The 14,451-nt window shown below is 32.5% G+C and carries 11 protein-coding genes and 5 tRNA genes; 1 reads left to right on the top strand and 15 read right to left on the bottom strand.

Annotated features, from left to right (window positions below; all coding sequences use genetic code 11):
• Positions 1–14 precede the first annotated feature (14 nt).
• The 15 genes from rpoC to L8W57_RS06975 form a co-directional block, all read right to left on the bottom strand.
• A complete protein-coding gene (rpoC, locus tag L8W57_RS06905) occupies positions 15–4,568 on the bottom strand; it encodes a DNA-directed RNA polymerase subunit beta' (protein WP_133319933.1) in 4,554 nt (1,517 codons plus the stop codon).
• A complete protein-coding gene (rpoB, locus tag L8W57_RS06910; RefSeq protein ID WP_133319934.1) occupies positions 4,561–8,694 on the bottom strand; it encodes a DNA-directed RNA polymerase subunit beta in 4,134 nt (1,377 codons plus the stop codon). Before rpoB ends, rpoC begins: the two co-directional genes overlap by 8 nt.
• A gap of 95 nt (positions 8,695–8,789) precedes the next feature.
• Positions 8,790–9,167 carry a 50S ribosomal protein L7/L12 gene (rplL, locus tag L8W57_RS06915; RefSeq protein WP_012661184.1) on the bottom strand — a complete coding sequence of 126 codons (378 nt, stop codon included), beginning with the start codon at positions 9,165–9,167 and terminating at the stop codon, positions 8,790–8,792.
• A gap of 20 nt (positions 9,168–9,187) precedes the next feature.
• Positions 9,188–9,667, bottom strand: a complete 480-nt coding sequence (rplJ, locus tag L8W57_RS06920) for a 50S ribosomal protein L10 (RefSeq protein WP_133319935.1) — start codon at positions 9,665–9,667, stop codon at positions 9,188–9,190.
• Positions 9,668–9,822: 155 nt separating this feature from the next.
• Positions 9,823–10,524, bottom strand: a complete 702-nt coding sequence (gene rplA, locus L8W57_RS06925) for a 50S ribosomal protein L1 (protein ID WP_039617747.1) — start codon at positions 10,522–10,524, stop codon at positions 9,823–9,825.
• A gap of 64 nt (positions 10,525–10,588) precedes the next feature.
• A complete protein-coding gene (rplK, locus tag L8W57_RS06930; RefSeq protein ID WP_012661181.1) occupies positions 10,589–11,014 on the bottom strand; it encodes a 50S ribosomal protein L11 in 426 nt (141 codons plus the stop codon).
• 27 nt (positions 11,015–11,041) lie between these two features.
• Positions 11,042–11,575 (bottom strand): transcription termination/antitermination protein NusG, encoded by a 534-nt coding sequence (gene nusG, locus L8W57_RS06935; protein ID WP_087684660.1) that lies wholly within the window; start codon positions 11,573–11,575, stop codon positions 11,042–11,044.
• A 1-nt stretch (position 11,576) separates the two neighbouring features.
• Complete coding sequence (gene secE, locus L8W57_RS06940) at positions 11,577–11,759, bottom strand: preprotein translocase subunit SecE (RefSeq protein ID WP_039617745.1); 183 nt, start codon at positions 11,757–11,759, stop codon at positions 11,577–11,579.
• A gap of 16 nt (positions 11,760–11,775) precedes the next feature.
• Positions 11,776–11,851, bottom strand: a tRNA-Trp gene (locus tag L8W57_RS06945).
• A 21-nt stretch (positions 11,852–11,872) separates the two neighbouring features.
• Positions 11,873–12,031, bottom strand: coding sequence for a 50S ribosomal protein L33 (rpmG, locus tag L8W57_RS06950; protein WP_039617743.1), 159 nt, complete (start codon positions 12,029–12,031; stop codon positions 11,873–11,875).
• Positions 12,032–12,072: 41 nt separating this feature from the next.
• Positions 12,073–13,272, bottom strand: a complete 1,200-nt coding sequence (gene tuf / locus L8W57_RS06955; protein ID WP_039617742.1) for an elongation factor Tu — start codon at positions 13,270–13,272, stop codon at positions 12,073–12,075.
• 65 nt (positions 13,273–13,337) lie between these two features.
• Positions 13,338–13,412: transfer RNA gene (locus L8W57_RS06960), tRNA-Thr, on the bottom strand.
• A gap of 104 nt (positions 13,413–13,516) precedes the next feature.
• Positions 13,517–13,593: transfer RNA gene (locus L8W57_RS06965), tRNA-Gly, on the bottom strand.
• Between the two features lie 7 nt (positions 13,594–13,600).
• A tRNA-Tyr gene (locus L8W57_RS06970) sits at positions 13,601–13,686 on the bottom strand.
• A 46-nt stretch (positions 13,687–13,732) separates the two neighbouring features.
• Positions 13,733–13,808, bottom strand: a tRNA-Thr gene (locus L8W57_RS06975).
• A gap of 91 nt (positions 13,809–13,899) precedes the next feature.
• Here L8W57_RS06975 and yaaA point away from each other — a divergent pair.
• Positions 13,900–14,451 (top strand): peroxide stress protein YaaA (yaaA, locus tag L8W57_RS06980; RefSeq protein ID WP_133319936.1); only part of this gene is annotated, 552 nt, incomplete at its 3' end.

A 14,451-nucleotide genomic window follows, 5' to 3' on the forward strand; every position in this document is an offset into this window, starting at 1 on the left:
CTAATTAGGGATTTTTATTCTTTTTCTTTTAATTTAAGTTTTTGTTCTTGATATAATCCCGTTCCAACAGGAATCATACGACCTAAAATTACATTTTCTTTTAGATCTTCAAGATAATCAAATTTACCTGCAATACTTGCTTCTGTTAAAACTTTCGTTGTTTCTTGGAAAGAAGCAGCTGAAATCACGCTATCACTTCCAATAGCCGCTCTTGTTACCCCAAGTAACACAGGTTCAGCCACAGCAGGCTCACCACCATATCTTAAAATTCTTTCATTTTCTTCTCTGAATTTTCTTCTTGAAACTAAATCACCCACGATGAAGTTAGTATGACCACTATCTACAATTTTAACTTGTCTTAGCATTTGTGATACGATGATTTCAATATGCTTATCAGAAATCACAACACCTTGACCGCGATAAACTTGCTGAATTTCAGAAATAAGATAATAATGTAATGCTTTTTCACCTAAAATTCTAAGTACATCATGGCTTGAAATAACTCCATCGGTTAATTTTTCACCCGCATGGATAAACTCACCATCTCTTACTTGAATACGTTTTGATTTATCTATCAAATACTCTGCACTACTTCCATCTTCTGCTTGAATAATGATTCTTTCTTTTGATCTTAAAGGCTTATCAAATCTAACAACTCCGTCAATTTCAGCTACAACGGCAGTGTTTTTCGGCTTTCTTGCTTCAAATAATTCAGATACTCTTGGAAGACCCCCGGTAATATCTTTTGATTTAGCTGCTGCCTTTGGTGTTTTAGCTAAAATATCAGCTTGCTTCACCTTATCACCATCATTTACATAAATAACAGTTTTTGGCTCTAATTGATAACGCACTACTTTGTCATTTTCACCTATGATTAACAACGCTGGACGCACTCCACTTGGTAAATACTCATTAATAACAAGCGATCTTTTACCTGTTGCTTCATCAATTTGTTCATCAGCACTATAGCCTGATTCAATATCTTCAAAATTTATAGTACCTGCAACCTCTGCAATTACGGTGTTATTATATGCATCCCATTCAGCAATGATAGTTTTGTCTTCTTTGCTTGATTTTGCTATGATAGCTTTAGGATTATCCACAAAAGCACTATCATCAAATTCAATCACGGATTCTCTTGGTATATAATGTCTTTTTGCTTCTCTATCATTTTCATCAGCAATAACAACAAAAACACCTTTTTCTTTAACTATATCACCTTTTTTAAGATTTTTAATCCTATCTAAACCATCGCCTTTGAGCATGTAAAATTTTAATGTGCCTTTTGCACCTGCTATAATATCTTGAGTGATAGGATCACCATCTTTTACTAGCAATTCACTTGCATAAGGAATACGATTTGGTATATTCCAACCTTCTTTAATCACTTCAACAATACTTTCATTTTCAGCTACTTCAACACCATCGCTATATGGAATATATAACTTACCTTCGATATTACCACTTACACCGGCAAGCTCATTAGCTTTTGCTAAATCATATTTTCTTAATATAAATTTAGCTTCATTGTTTTTTGCTTTAACGCTAACTACTACATCTTCATACGCATGTTCAATATGGATAGTTCCTTTAAATGGGGCTTTGATTTTTGGCTCAACAAGTAAAATAGCAGCATTGCGATGATTTGCAACGATAGTTTTACCTTGTCTATCTTCATAAGTGTTAAGATTATAAAATCTTACAAAACCTTCTTTATGTGCTACTACTTGACGATCTTGTAAATCTGTACTAGCAGTACCACCACTATGGAAAGTTCTTAGTGTAAGCTGAGTTCCTGGCTCACCGATTGATTGAGCAGATATAATACCTACAGCTTCACCTGGCTTAACTAATTTGCCCTCACCTAGGTTAATACCATAACATTTAGAACAAACTCCTTTTTTAGCTTTACAAGTAATAGGAGTTCTAATACTTACACTCTTTACACCACTTTCAACAATTACTCTAGTTTTTTCTTCATCTATTAAAGTACCTTCTGAAAATAAAATTTCATTAGTAATAGAATCAATAATATTTTCAGCTAAAACTCTTCCTAAAATTCTTTCCTCTAAGGTTTCAATCACAACACCATCTGCTGTGATTTCATTAATTTCAACACCCTCATGTGCACCACAATCATCCATTGTAACTTTTACATTTTGCGCCACATCGATAAGCTTTCTTGTTAAATAACCTGCATTTGCTGTTTTTAATGCTGTATCTGCGAGACCTTTTCTAGCACCATGAGTTGAAATAAAATATTCAAGAACATTAAGTCCTTCACGGAAATTTGAAATAATCGGCGTTTCAATAATTGAGCCATCAGGTTTTGCCATAAGACCCCTCATCGCAGCAAGCTGTGAAATTTGAGCTGCTGAACCTCTAGCACCAGAATCTGCCATCATATAAATAGAGTTAAATCCTTCTTTATCTTTTTTAATTAACTCCATCATATCTTTTGACAAGATATTATTAGTGCTTTTCCAAATATCAATAATCTTATTATATCTTTCACCCGAAGTAATCAAACCTAAATTGTATGAATTTTGAATTTCTCTTACTTGTTTTTTAGCTTCTTCTATGCTTTTTTGCTTTTGATCAGGCACAATAATATCAGCAATTGAAATAGAAATACCTGCTTTTGTTGCATATTCAAAACCAAGATCTTTTAGTTTATCTAAAAAGCTAGCACTTACTTCAAGGCCACCTTCTTTATAAACATAATCAACCAAAGCTGCAATATCTTTTTTCTTCATGACTTTATTCCACATATTTTCAGGAACAAAATCAGGTAAGATAGACTTAATAATCAATCTACCCGCGGTTGTTGTGATTTTTCTTCCATCAACCACACTTCTAATGCTTGCATGAATATCTAAAGATTTTGCTTCTAGAGCAATCATAACCTCTTCAATACCTGTGCAAATTTTATGCTCACCTTTAGCACCATCTTTTTCTAAAGATAGATAATAAATCCCCAAAACCATATCTTGAGAAGGTACAGTTACAGAACGACCACTTGCTGGAAGCAAGATATTCATAGATGAGAGCATTAATACTTTACACTCAGCTATTGCTTCTTGAGATAAAGGCACATGCACAGCCATTTGGTCCCCGTCAAAGTCAGCATTAAATGCCGCACACACTAATGGATGAAGTTGAATCGCTTTACCCTCTACAAGCACAGGATGAAAAGCTTGGATAGAAAGTTTATGCAAGGTTGGAGCACGGTTAAGCATTACAGGATGACCTTTAACAACCTCTTCTAAGCACTCCCAAACCTCATTAGTTTTGTTTTCTATCATTTTTTTAGCTTGTTTTACGGTAGTTGCATAACCTTTTTCTTCAAGCTTAGCTAACAAATGTGGTTTAAATAATTCTAAAGCCATTTTTTTAGGTAAACCGCATTGATCCATTCTAAGTTTTGGTCCAACAACAATAACACTACGACCTGAGAAATCCACCCTTTTACCAAGTAGATTTTGTCTAAAACGACCTTGTTTACCTTTGATAATTTCACTTAAAGATTTCAATGGGCGCTTATTTGCACCTTTAACTGCATTTGCTCTTCTGCCATTATCAAACAAAGCATCAACTGCTTCTTGTAGCATTCTTTTTTCATTTCTAATGATAATTTCAGGTGCATCAAGCTCCATAAGTCTTTTTAAACGCGTATTTCTATTGATAACCCTTCTATATAAATCATTCACATCAGAAACTGCAAATTTTCCACCATCTAAAGCTACCAAAGGTCTTAAATCAGGTGGTAATACAGGTAAATTTGTGATCATCATCCACTCGGGACGATTTGGTACTACTTCATCAATATTTGTATTGCTATTTAAATTACTATTTAAGAAATTTTCTACTACTTTTAAGCGTTTGATGATAGTTTTTTTCTTTGCCTCTGAATTAGTTGCTGCAATATCTTCTTTTAATTTATTTAAAAGCTCGACAAGATCTAAATTTGCTAGCAAATCTCTAACAACTTCACCACCCATTCTAGCTTTAAATCCACTACTTTCATAGCGTTGCATTAAATTTAAATACTGCTCTTCATTTAACACATCACAAAATTCAACTTTTTTAGTATTTTCATTATCATAGTACGCATCACCTGGATTTTCTACTATATATGCTTCATAATATAATACGCGTTCTAAGTCTTTCATCTTTACGCCGAGTAAAGTACCGATACGACTTGGTAAAGAGTTCACATACCATATATGTGCTACTGGGGTAACTAGCTCAATATGCCCCATTCTTGAACGACGCACTTTAGAACTAGTAACTTCAACACCACATTTTTCACACTTAATGCCCTTAAAACGCATTTTTTTATACTTACCACAAAGACACTCATAATCTCTTACTGGTCCAAAAATTTTAGCACAAAAAAGCCCATCTCTTTCAGGCTTTAAAGTTCTATAATTAATCGTTTCTGGTTTTTTTACTTCCCCATAAGACCATGATTTGATTTTTTCAGGACTTGCAAGTCTTAATTGAAAAGCTTCAAAGTCTCTAGGTCTGCCATCTTCTTTTATTTCGATAGGTTTAAATTTACTCATTATTCTCATCCTTATCAAAAATCTCAACATCTAAAGCAAGAGATTTTAATTCATTTGTAAGTACAAAGAATGTCTCTGGAATACCTGTTGCTGGAACATTCTCGCCTTTTGTTAAAGCTTTATAAGCACTAAATCTACCTTCAACATCATCAGATTTAATAGTAAGCATTTCTCTTAAAGTATGAGCTGCTCCATAAGCTTCAAGAGCCCAAACTTCCATCTCACCAAATCTTTGCCCACCAAATAATGCTTTACCACCAACTGGTTGTTGTGTTACTAAGCTATAAGGTCCAGTGCTTCTTGCGTGAACTTTTTCATCTACTAAATGGTGTAATTTAAGCATATACATACATCCAACATGCACACGCTCTGCCATTTTTTCACCAGTTCTTCCATCATAAAGTTCGCTTTTTCCATCCATAGCTATTTTAGCCATTTCAAAAAGCTTACCAAATTCTTCAACCGTTACACCTTCAAATACAGGAGTAGCAAATTTTACCCCTTTAGCCCAATCTCTAGCATAAGAAATAAGTTGCTCATCATTTAAAGTTTGTACAAATTTCTTTTCTAGCTCAAGTCTAGATACACTACAAATTTCAAGAATTTTTTCGCGTAATTCTTTTACAAAATCTTTTTGTTTTCTATCAAAAATTTCTTGAATTTGATCACCTAGTCTCATACCAACAATCCCTAAGTGACTTTCAAGAATTTGTCCTATATTCATACGACTTGGAACCCCTAGAGGATTTAAAGCTATATCAATAGGTCTTCCATCAGGTAAATAAGGCATATCAACTTCTGGAACGATATTAGATACAATACCTTTATTTCCATGGCGTCCCGCCATTTTATCCCCAACTTTTAATTTTCTCTTAGTCGCAATATATACTTTAACAAGTTTTACCACTCCACTTGGTAAAATATCATCTTTTTCTAAAATTTCTAATTTTTCATCATGCTCTGTTTTAAGCTTTTTCTTCTCGTTTTGGAAGTGATTTTTTAAATCATCATATTCTTTTTGCACTTCTTTAGAATAAGCTTTAACTAAAGAATTTAATGCAAAACGATTAATTTTTTCCAACTCGGTAATTTCTACCTTGGAACCTTTTTTATATTTAACACCATTTATTTCTTCGTCTGAATTTAAAGGTGATTTAGAAAGCAAAGAACATACTCTTAAAGTTTCTTCTCTGTCCATCATCAAAAGTCTATCGTGATGTTCTTTTTCAAGATTTAATTTTTCATCATCATAGGCTTTTACAGCACGAGCATCTTTTTCATAACCTTTTTTAGTAAATATTTTTACATCTACAACAACACCTTCCAATGAAGCAGTTGCATATAAAGATTTATTTACAACATGTCCTGCTTTTTCACCAAAAATAGCTCTTAGTAATCTTTCTTCAGGCGTAGGTTTTACCTCACCTTTAGGTGAAACTTTACCTACCAAAATCATACCAGGCTTTATATGAGTTCCTATTTTTGCAATACCACTCTCATCAAGATGTGCTAAATCTTCCTCTTTAACATTTGGAATATCTTTTGTAATCTCTTCAACGCCATCTTTAAGTTCTCTAGCCTCTACTTCTTTTTCATAAATATGAACACTAGTGAAAGTATCTTCGCGTAAAATTTTCTCACTAATTACAATAGCATCTTCATAATTATATCCATGCCATGGCATAAATGCGATCAAAGCATTTTTACCAATAGCAAGCTCTCCTTGGTCCATACTTGGACCATCTGCAATAATTTGACCTGCTTGAATAAATTCGCCTTTTTTCACAATCGGGTGTTGAATAAAAGTTGTATTTTGGTTAGTTCTTAGATTTTTTTCCATTTTATAATGATCAATAAATGGTCCATTTTCATCTTCGCCCAAAATAAAAATATTTTTATTATCAACTTTTTCTACAATACCTGCTCTTTTAGCTTTAATAGCTTCCCAAGCATCACGTGCAATGATTTTTTCCATACCAGTACCTACTATAGGTGCTTGTGCGGTTAGTAAAGGCACTGCTTGACGCTGCATGTTTGAACCCATCAGGGCTCTGTTTGCATCATCATGCTCCAAAAATGGAATCAAAGAAGCTGCAACCCCTACTATCATACCTGAACAAAGGTCAATCAAATGCACTTCTTCTCTTCTTGCTAAGATTGTTTCACCATCTTGTCTTGCTTCAACAAATTCTTCAACAATATTACCTTTTTCATCAATTTTAGTTGAAGCAGCTGCGATCACTAAACCTTCTTCTTGAGTAGCAGTTAAATAAACAATTTCATTACTTACTTTTCCATTTTCTACTTTCTTATAAGGTGCTTCAACAAAACCTAGATCATTTACTTTAGCATAAGTTGAAAGCGTATTAATCAAACCGATATTTTGACCTTCTGGAGTTTCAACAGGACAAATTCTTCCATAATGCGTTGCATGGACATCACGCACTTCAAAACCCGCTCTTTCTTTTACTAAACCACCCTCGCCAAGCGCAGATAAACGACGTTTATGAGTTACCTCACTTAATGGGTTTGTTTGATCCATAAATTGAGACAATTGACCACCGGTAAAAAATTCCATAATTGTCACAGTAATTGTTTTAGGATTGATTAAATCATAAGGCATTACTTTATCAATATCTGCATTTAATGCGGTAAATTTATCTCTGATTGATTTTTGCATTTTAGCAAGACCCACATGAAGTTCATTAGCTAAAAGCTCTCCGATCGATCTAATACGACGATTGCCTAAATGATCTCTATCATCAATATGGCCTCTACCATTTTTTACTTTAATTAAATATTTTGCAGTTTTTACTATATCTTCATTTGTTAAAACTGTAACATATTCAGGTGTATCTAATCCTAGTTTATGATTCATTTTCATACGACCAACTTTTGTTAGATCATATCTTTCAGGATTAAAAAATAAATCATTTACAAAAGCTTTTGCGGCATCTTTTACTACAGGCTCGCCTGGTCTCATTACTTTATAAATTCTAATAGCTGCTAAATCATTTTCATCTTCTATATTTTCAGTTTGTTTTAATAATTTTAAAGTCTCATTATCTTGAATGAAAGAATTAATAATAGCAGCATCAACTCCATTTGCTAAGTCATTTGCAATATCAAATTGTTTTTCTTCTTTAATTTTAGCTAGTTTTCCTTCATCTAATAGTGTTAAAGAATCATATAAAACTTCACCGGTTTCTTTATTAATGATAGGACTAGCTAAATATCTATTTGTTAAAATTTCAATTGGATATTCAACCCATTTAACACCGTCTTTTATAAGTTGCTCAGCTTTTTTCTTTGTCATTCTTTTACCGGCTTGGTGTACAACATTACCTTTTTCATCTTTTAAGTCATATTCGACTCTATCTAAAAAGTCATTTGGATTAAATTCAGTTAAAAATTTATCTTTTTTAACATGAATAGTTTGTATAGGGTAAAATAATTTTATAATATCTTGCTTTTTATAACCAAGTGCTCTAAATAAAATAGTAATAGGCACTTTCCTTCTTTTATTAATACGCACATAAAGCACATCTTTTGCATCATATTCAAAATAAAGCCAAGAACCACGATCTGGTATAATTTGAGCTGTATATACTAATTTATTTGCAACAGTAGAACTTTCTTCTTCTTTAAAAATAACACCTGGACTTCTATGAAGTTGATTTACAACAACTCTTTCAACCCCATTAATTATAAAAGAAATTCTATCTGTCATTAAAGGAATTTCTCTAATATAAATTTCTTGTTCTTTGATATCTTTTATACCAATTTTTTCACCCGTTTTTTCATCTTTTTCATGTAAAGTTAAACGGATTTTCATTTTCAAATTTACAGAATAAGTTAAACCTCTTTCCATGCACTCTCTAATGGTGTATTTAGGTTTACCTACTTCACTACTTACATATTCTAAACTTAATCTATTTTGCGGATCATGAATTGGAAAGATAGATTTGAAAACTTTTTCAATTCCACTTTCTGAATTTTTTGCATCTAAATTTAAAAAATAATCAAAACTCTTTTTTTGTAATTGTAATAAATTTGGAATGTCTATTTGTTGTGGAACATTCGAGAAGTCTATTCTTAAACGATTTCCTGATTGTGAATTTAACATATTATTATACCCCATGGTAAAAGTATTGAAAGAAAGAATCCTTATTAAAGGAAAACAAGAAAGGATATAAAATCCTTTCTTTTAAAAATAAAAAATTATTTAAGTTCAACCTTAGCGCCAGCTTCTTCAAGTTGTTTTTTAGCTTCTTCAGCTTCAGCTTTACTAACACCTTCTTTAAGAACTGATGGAGTTTGCTCAACTGCATCTTTTGCTTCTTTTAATCCAAGACCAGTTAAAGCACGAACAACTTTAATTACATTAATTTTTTTATCGCCACCATCTTGTAATACAATATCAAATTCAGTTTTTTCTTCAGCAGCACCGCCAGCAGCACCCGCAACAGCAGCACCCGCAACCATAACTGGAGCAGCAGAAACACCAAATTTTTCTTCAAATTCTTTTACTAATTCTGAAAGCTCAAGAACACTTAGGTTAGAAATAAATTCTAATACATCTTCTTTAGTAATTGCCATTTTTTATCCTTTTTATAATTTTATTCAGCTTCTTTTTTTTCTTTTAATGCATTTAATCCAATTGTAAAATTGGTGATTGGTGCATTCCAAACTTGCAAAAGCATAGCAAGTAATTCATTACGAGAAGGCATTTTAGCTAAAGCTTTAACTTTATCTACAGAAGCAACTTCGCCTTCGATAAATGCAGTTTTGATCTCAAATGCTTGATTAGCTTCGCTAAATTTATCAGCAACTTTTGAAACATTTAATTGGTCTTCACCCCAAAGATAAATATTAGTATCTTTAAGTTCCATTCCATCTTTGCCGGCATTTTTAAGAGCAATACTTGCTAAAGTATTTTTAATAATTTGAACTTTAACATCCATTTCTCTCGCATTATTTCTTAACTCTTCAAGTTTTTTAGTATTTAAACCCTTATAGTTACAAACTACAACAGCCTCACTAACTTTAAAACCTTCTTCAAGTTTAGAAACAAGTTCAACTTTTTGGCTTTTAGTCATCTTTACTCCTTTCCGACCGGTGATTTCAAGCAGAGCAGAAAAATCTAATTAAGTCCTAAGACCTCGGCTATCTCCAATCTAAGATAAAAATTAGATAAAATAAAAGTTATTATCTTATCTAATTTTTATTAATGAGAGTAAAACTCTCATTAATTTTATTTTGTATCAAGTAATTCTTGAGTATCAAGAGAAAGAGAAGGACTCATAGTTAAAGAAAGACTAGCATTTTTAATATATCTTCCTTTTGCAGCAGCTGGCTTGTGTTTATTAATAGCTTTTACAAATGCTGTCATATTTTCTTTTAATTGTTCTTGAGTAAAGCTAACTTTACCTAAACCTGCATGGATATTTCCTTGCTTATCAACACGGAAGTTAACTTGACCATTTTTAGCATTATTCACAGCTTGTGCAACATCCATTGTCACAGTACCTGTCTTAGGATTTGGCATTAAACCTTTAGGTCCTAAAATACGACCTACTTTACCAACTAAACCCATCAAATTTGGAGTAGCAATTAAAACATCAAAATTCATATTTCCTTTTTGAATTTCTTCTACTAAATCATCACTACCAACTATATCAGCACCTGCATTTTTTGCCTCATCAGCTTTTGCATCTTTTGCTATAACAGCAACACGCACTTTTTTACCTGTACCACAAGGTAAAACTACACTACCTCTTACCATCTGATCTGCATGTCTTGGATCAACATTTAATTTTAAAGCAATTTCAACTGTTTCATCAAATTTAGCAGATGCAAGAGTTTTAACTGTGCTTATTGCCTCATCCATTAAGTAATTTTTATTTGAATCTATTTTTTTTAATAATTCTGTAAATCTTTTAGTATTTTTTGACATTAATTTTTCTCCGCATTTTATATAAAGTGCTACCGCCTTTTTAAACTCTTGGCGGTAAAGAGTATTAATCTACGATTTCAACACCCATAGAACGAGCAGAACCCATAATAATCTTAGCAGCTTGCTCTCTATCTTTTGTGTTCATATCAGCTATTTTTTTATCAACAATTTCTAAAACTTGTGCTTTGGTTAATTTACCTACTTTATTTTTTAAAGGATTATCTGCACCTTTAGAAATACCTGCAGCTTTTTTGATTAAATCAGTAGCTGGTGGTTGTTTTGTGATAAATGTAAAGCTTTTATCTGCATAAACAGTAATAACAACTGGAATATTAAAGCCAGCCATATCTTTTGTTCTTTCATTAAATGCCTTACAAAATTCCATAATATTAACACCTTGTTGACCCAAAGCAGGACCAACTGGAGGTGATGGATTAGCCTTAGTAGCAGCTATTTGTAATTTTATTTCTCCTACGACTTTTTTAGCCATAACCTTACTCCTTTACTTGCTATATTATCAAACTATTTTTTCAACTTGAGAGTATAAGATCTCTACCGGAGTTGATCTGCCAAATATTGAAACATTTAGCTTTAAAACTCCTCTAACCATATCATATTCTTCTACAATACCAACAAAGTTTGCAAAAGGACCTTCGGTTATTCTTACACTTTCTTCTTTATCAAATGAAATTTTAGGTTTAGGTGCTGCTTTATTTTTCACCTTTTCTAAAATAAGATTGATATCTTTTTCACTCAATGGGGTTGGTTTTTTACTTTCCCCTATAAAACGACCAACTTTTGGCAAAGATTGAATTTTATGCCAAAGTTCTGTTGATAAGTCAATATTGGCAAATACATAGCCTGAATACAAACTTCTTTCGCTTATTTTTTCTTTACCATTTTTAAATTCAATCACATCTTCAGTTGGAACAATTACCTCTAGCAATTGCTCTTGAATTCCATGATCTCTAACTAAATTTTCTATGGCTCTTTTTACAGCCATTTCACTACCTGCATAAGTTTGAATTGCATACCATTTATGATTCATTATTTTATCCTATAATCTTAGATAATGAAAATGACATAATTAAGTCAACCAATGCTAAAAATAATGAAACAACAGTGACAACTACAAAAACGGTAATATAAGCATTTCTAACTTGCTCTTTCAAAGGCCAAATAACTTTTGATAATTCAGCTTTTGACAATTTAAAATAAGTTATTAGTTTTTCCATATTTAACCTTATTTTGTGGCAGGGCAAGAGGGATTCGAACCCCCAACCATCGGATTTGGAATCCGGTGCTCTACCGTTGGAGCTATTGCCCTAAGGGCTTTTATATAAAAGCCTTAACTTTTTAATTTAACTTCTTTATGAACTGTATGTTTTTTTAATCTTGGGCAATATTTTTTTAATTCTAATTTTTCAGTTGTATTTTTACTATTTTTAAAAGTACTGTAATTAATATCACCGCACTCTTCACATTTCAAGCCAACTTTAATTCTCATTTTTATTCCTTAAAAAAAGCGAGATAAAATCTCGCTTATGATTATTTAATAATTTTAGATACAACACCTGAACCAACAGTACGGCCACCTTCACGGATAGCAAAACGAGTACCTTCTTCAAGTGCAACTGGTGCAATAAGACTTACAGTAATTCTAACATTTTCACCTGGCATAACCATTTCAACGCCTTCTGCAAGTTGGATAGAACCAGTAACATCTGTTGTTCTTACATAGAACTGTGGTCTATAGTTATTAAAGAATGGAGTATGACGACCACCTTCATCTTTATTTAAAATATAAACTTCTGCTTCAAAGTCAGTATGTGGAGTAATTGATTTTGGCTTAGCAAGAACCATACCACGAAGAACATCTTCTTTTTTAGTACCACGTAGAAGAACACCTACGTTATCACCTGCTTCACCTTGATCCATTTCTTTTCTAAACATTTCAACACCAGTTACTGTAGTGCTTTGTGTTTCTCTAATACCAACGATTTCAATAGTATCACCAACTTTAACAACACCTTTTTCAATTCTACCAGTAACAACTGTACCACGACCTGAAATTGAGAATACATCTTCGATTGGCATTAAGAAATCTTTATCTGTATCACGAGCTGGAGTTGGAATATACTCATCAACTGCTGCCATAAGATCTAGGATTTTTTTAGACCATTCTCCATCTTGTCCAGCTTTTGCTTCTTCAAGAGCTTGTAAAGCAGAACCTGAAATAATTGGAGTATCATCTCCTGGGAAGTCATAAGAACTTAATAGTTCTCTAATTTCCATTTCAACTAATTCTAATAATTCAGCATCATCAACCATATCAGCTTTATTCATGAAAACAACGATATATGGTACACCTACTTGGCGAGAAAGTAAGATGTGCTCTCTAGTTTGTGGCATTGGACCATCTGCAGCAGAAACAACAAGAATAGCACCGTCCATTTGAGCAGCACCAGTAATCATATTTTTAACATAGTCAGCGTGACCTGGGCAGTCTACGTGTGCATAGTGACGATTTTCTGTTTCATACTCAATGTGAGAAGTTGCAATAGTAATACCACGCTCTTTTTCTTCAGGAGCATTGTCGATATTATCATAATCTTTAAGCTCAGCCAAACCTCTTCTTGAAAGAACAGCAGAGATAGCAGCTGTTAAAGTAGTTTTACCGTGGTCAACGTGACCAATAGTACCAATATTTACGTGAGGCTTATTACGTGAAAATTTTTCTTTAGCCATCTTTTTCCTCCATATAAAATTTACAAACAAATACTAATTTATGTTTTATAATCTTTTGAAATCAATGGAGCTCATAGCGGGACTTGAACCCGCGACCTCTCCCTTACCAAGGGAGTGCTCTACCTCTGAGCCATACGAGCGCTCAGAAAAATTAAAAACATAAATTATAAAATTTTGGAAATTGAAACTGCTAGAAATTCTGAATTTAAAAACAGCTCCCAGTTTCACTCTACCAAAATTAGGTTGGAGCGGGAAACGGGACTCGAACCCGCGACCCTCAGCTTGGAAGGCTGATGCTCTAGCCAACTGAGCTACTCCCGCAAAGCAATGGTGGTGAGTCGTGGATTCGAACCACGGAAGGCGAAAGCCAGCAGATTTACAGTCTGCCCTCGTTGGCCACTTGAGTAACTCACCATGATAAAAATGCTTTTTATTTCTGGTCAAACACTGCTATCAACAATGGAGCTGGTTAAGGGACTTGAACCCCCGACCTGCTGCTTACAAGGCAGCTGCTCTACCAACTGAGCTAAACCAGCAAAAAATAAAGTTGAATTATAATGTAATTTTGAATTAATGTCAAGTGTTTTAAATAATTTTATATAATTTTTAAAAAATAAAGGATTGATTATGAAAATTTTATTTTCACCTAGCGAAAGCAAAAATAAAATAAATACGCAAGGTTATATAAATAAAAACTCTTTTGTTTTTAGTAATTTATATAGTAAAAGACTTGAAGTACTTACAAAATATAAAAATCATATAAAACAATGCAATGAAGTTGAACTTGAAAAATTTTTTGGTATAAAAGATGCAAGTGAAATAGAAGAATTAACTCATGATATTTTAACAAAAGAAACAAACAAAGCTATTCAAAGATATAATGGAGTTGCTTTTGATCATTTAGACTATGAAAATTTAAGCGAGAATTCAAGAAAATATATAGATGAGAATGTTTTGATATTTTCTAATCTTTTCGGTCCTATTTTAGCAAAAGATTTAATACCTTATTATAAATTAAAACAAGGAGAGAAAATTAAAGAATTTAATATAGAAAAATATTACAAAGATAGTTTCTCTGATGAACTCGATAAATTTTTAGAAAATGAATTAGTCATTGATCTTAGAGCTAAATTTTATGAAAAATTTTATACTATTAAAAAGCCTTTTTTAACTTTTACC

Origin of the sequence: Campylobacter sp. IFREMER_LSEM_CL1890 (assembly GCF_025772045.1) — a bacterium.
GTDB classification, from domain to species: Bacteria; Campylobacterota; Campylobacteria; order Campylobacterales; family Campylobacteraceae; genus Campylobacter_D; species Campylobacter_D lari_D.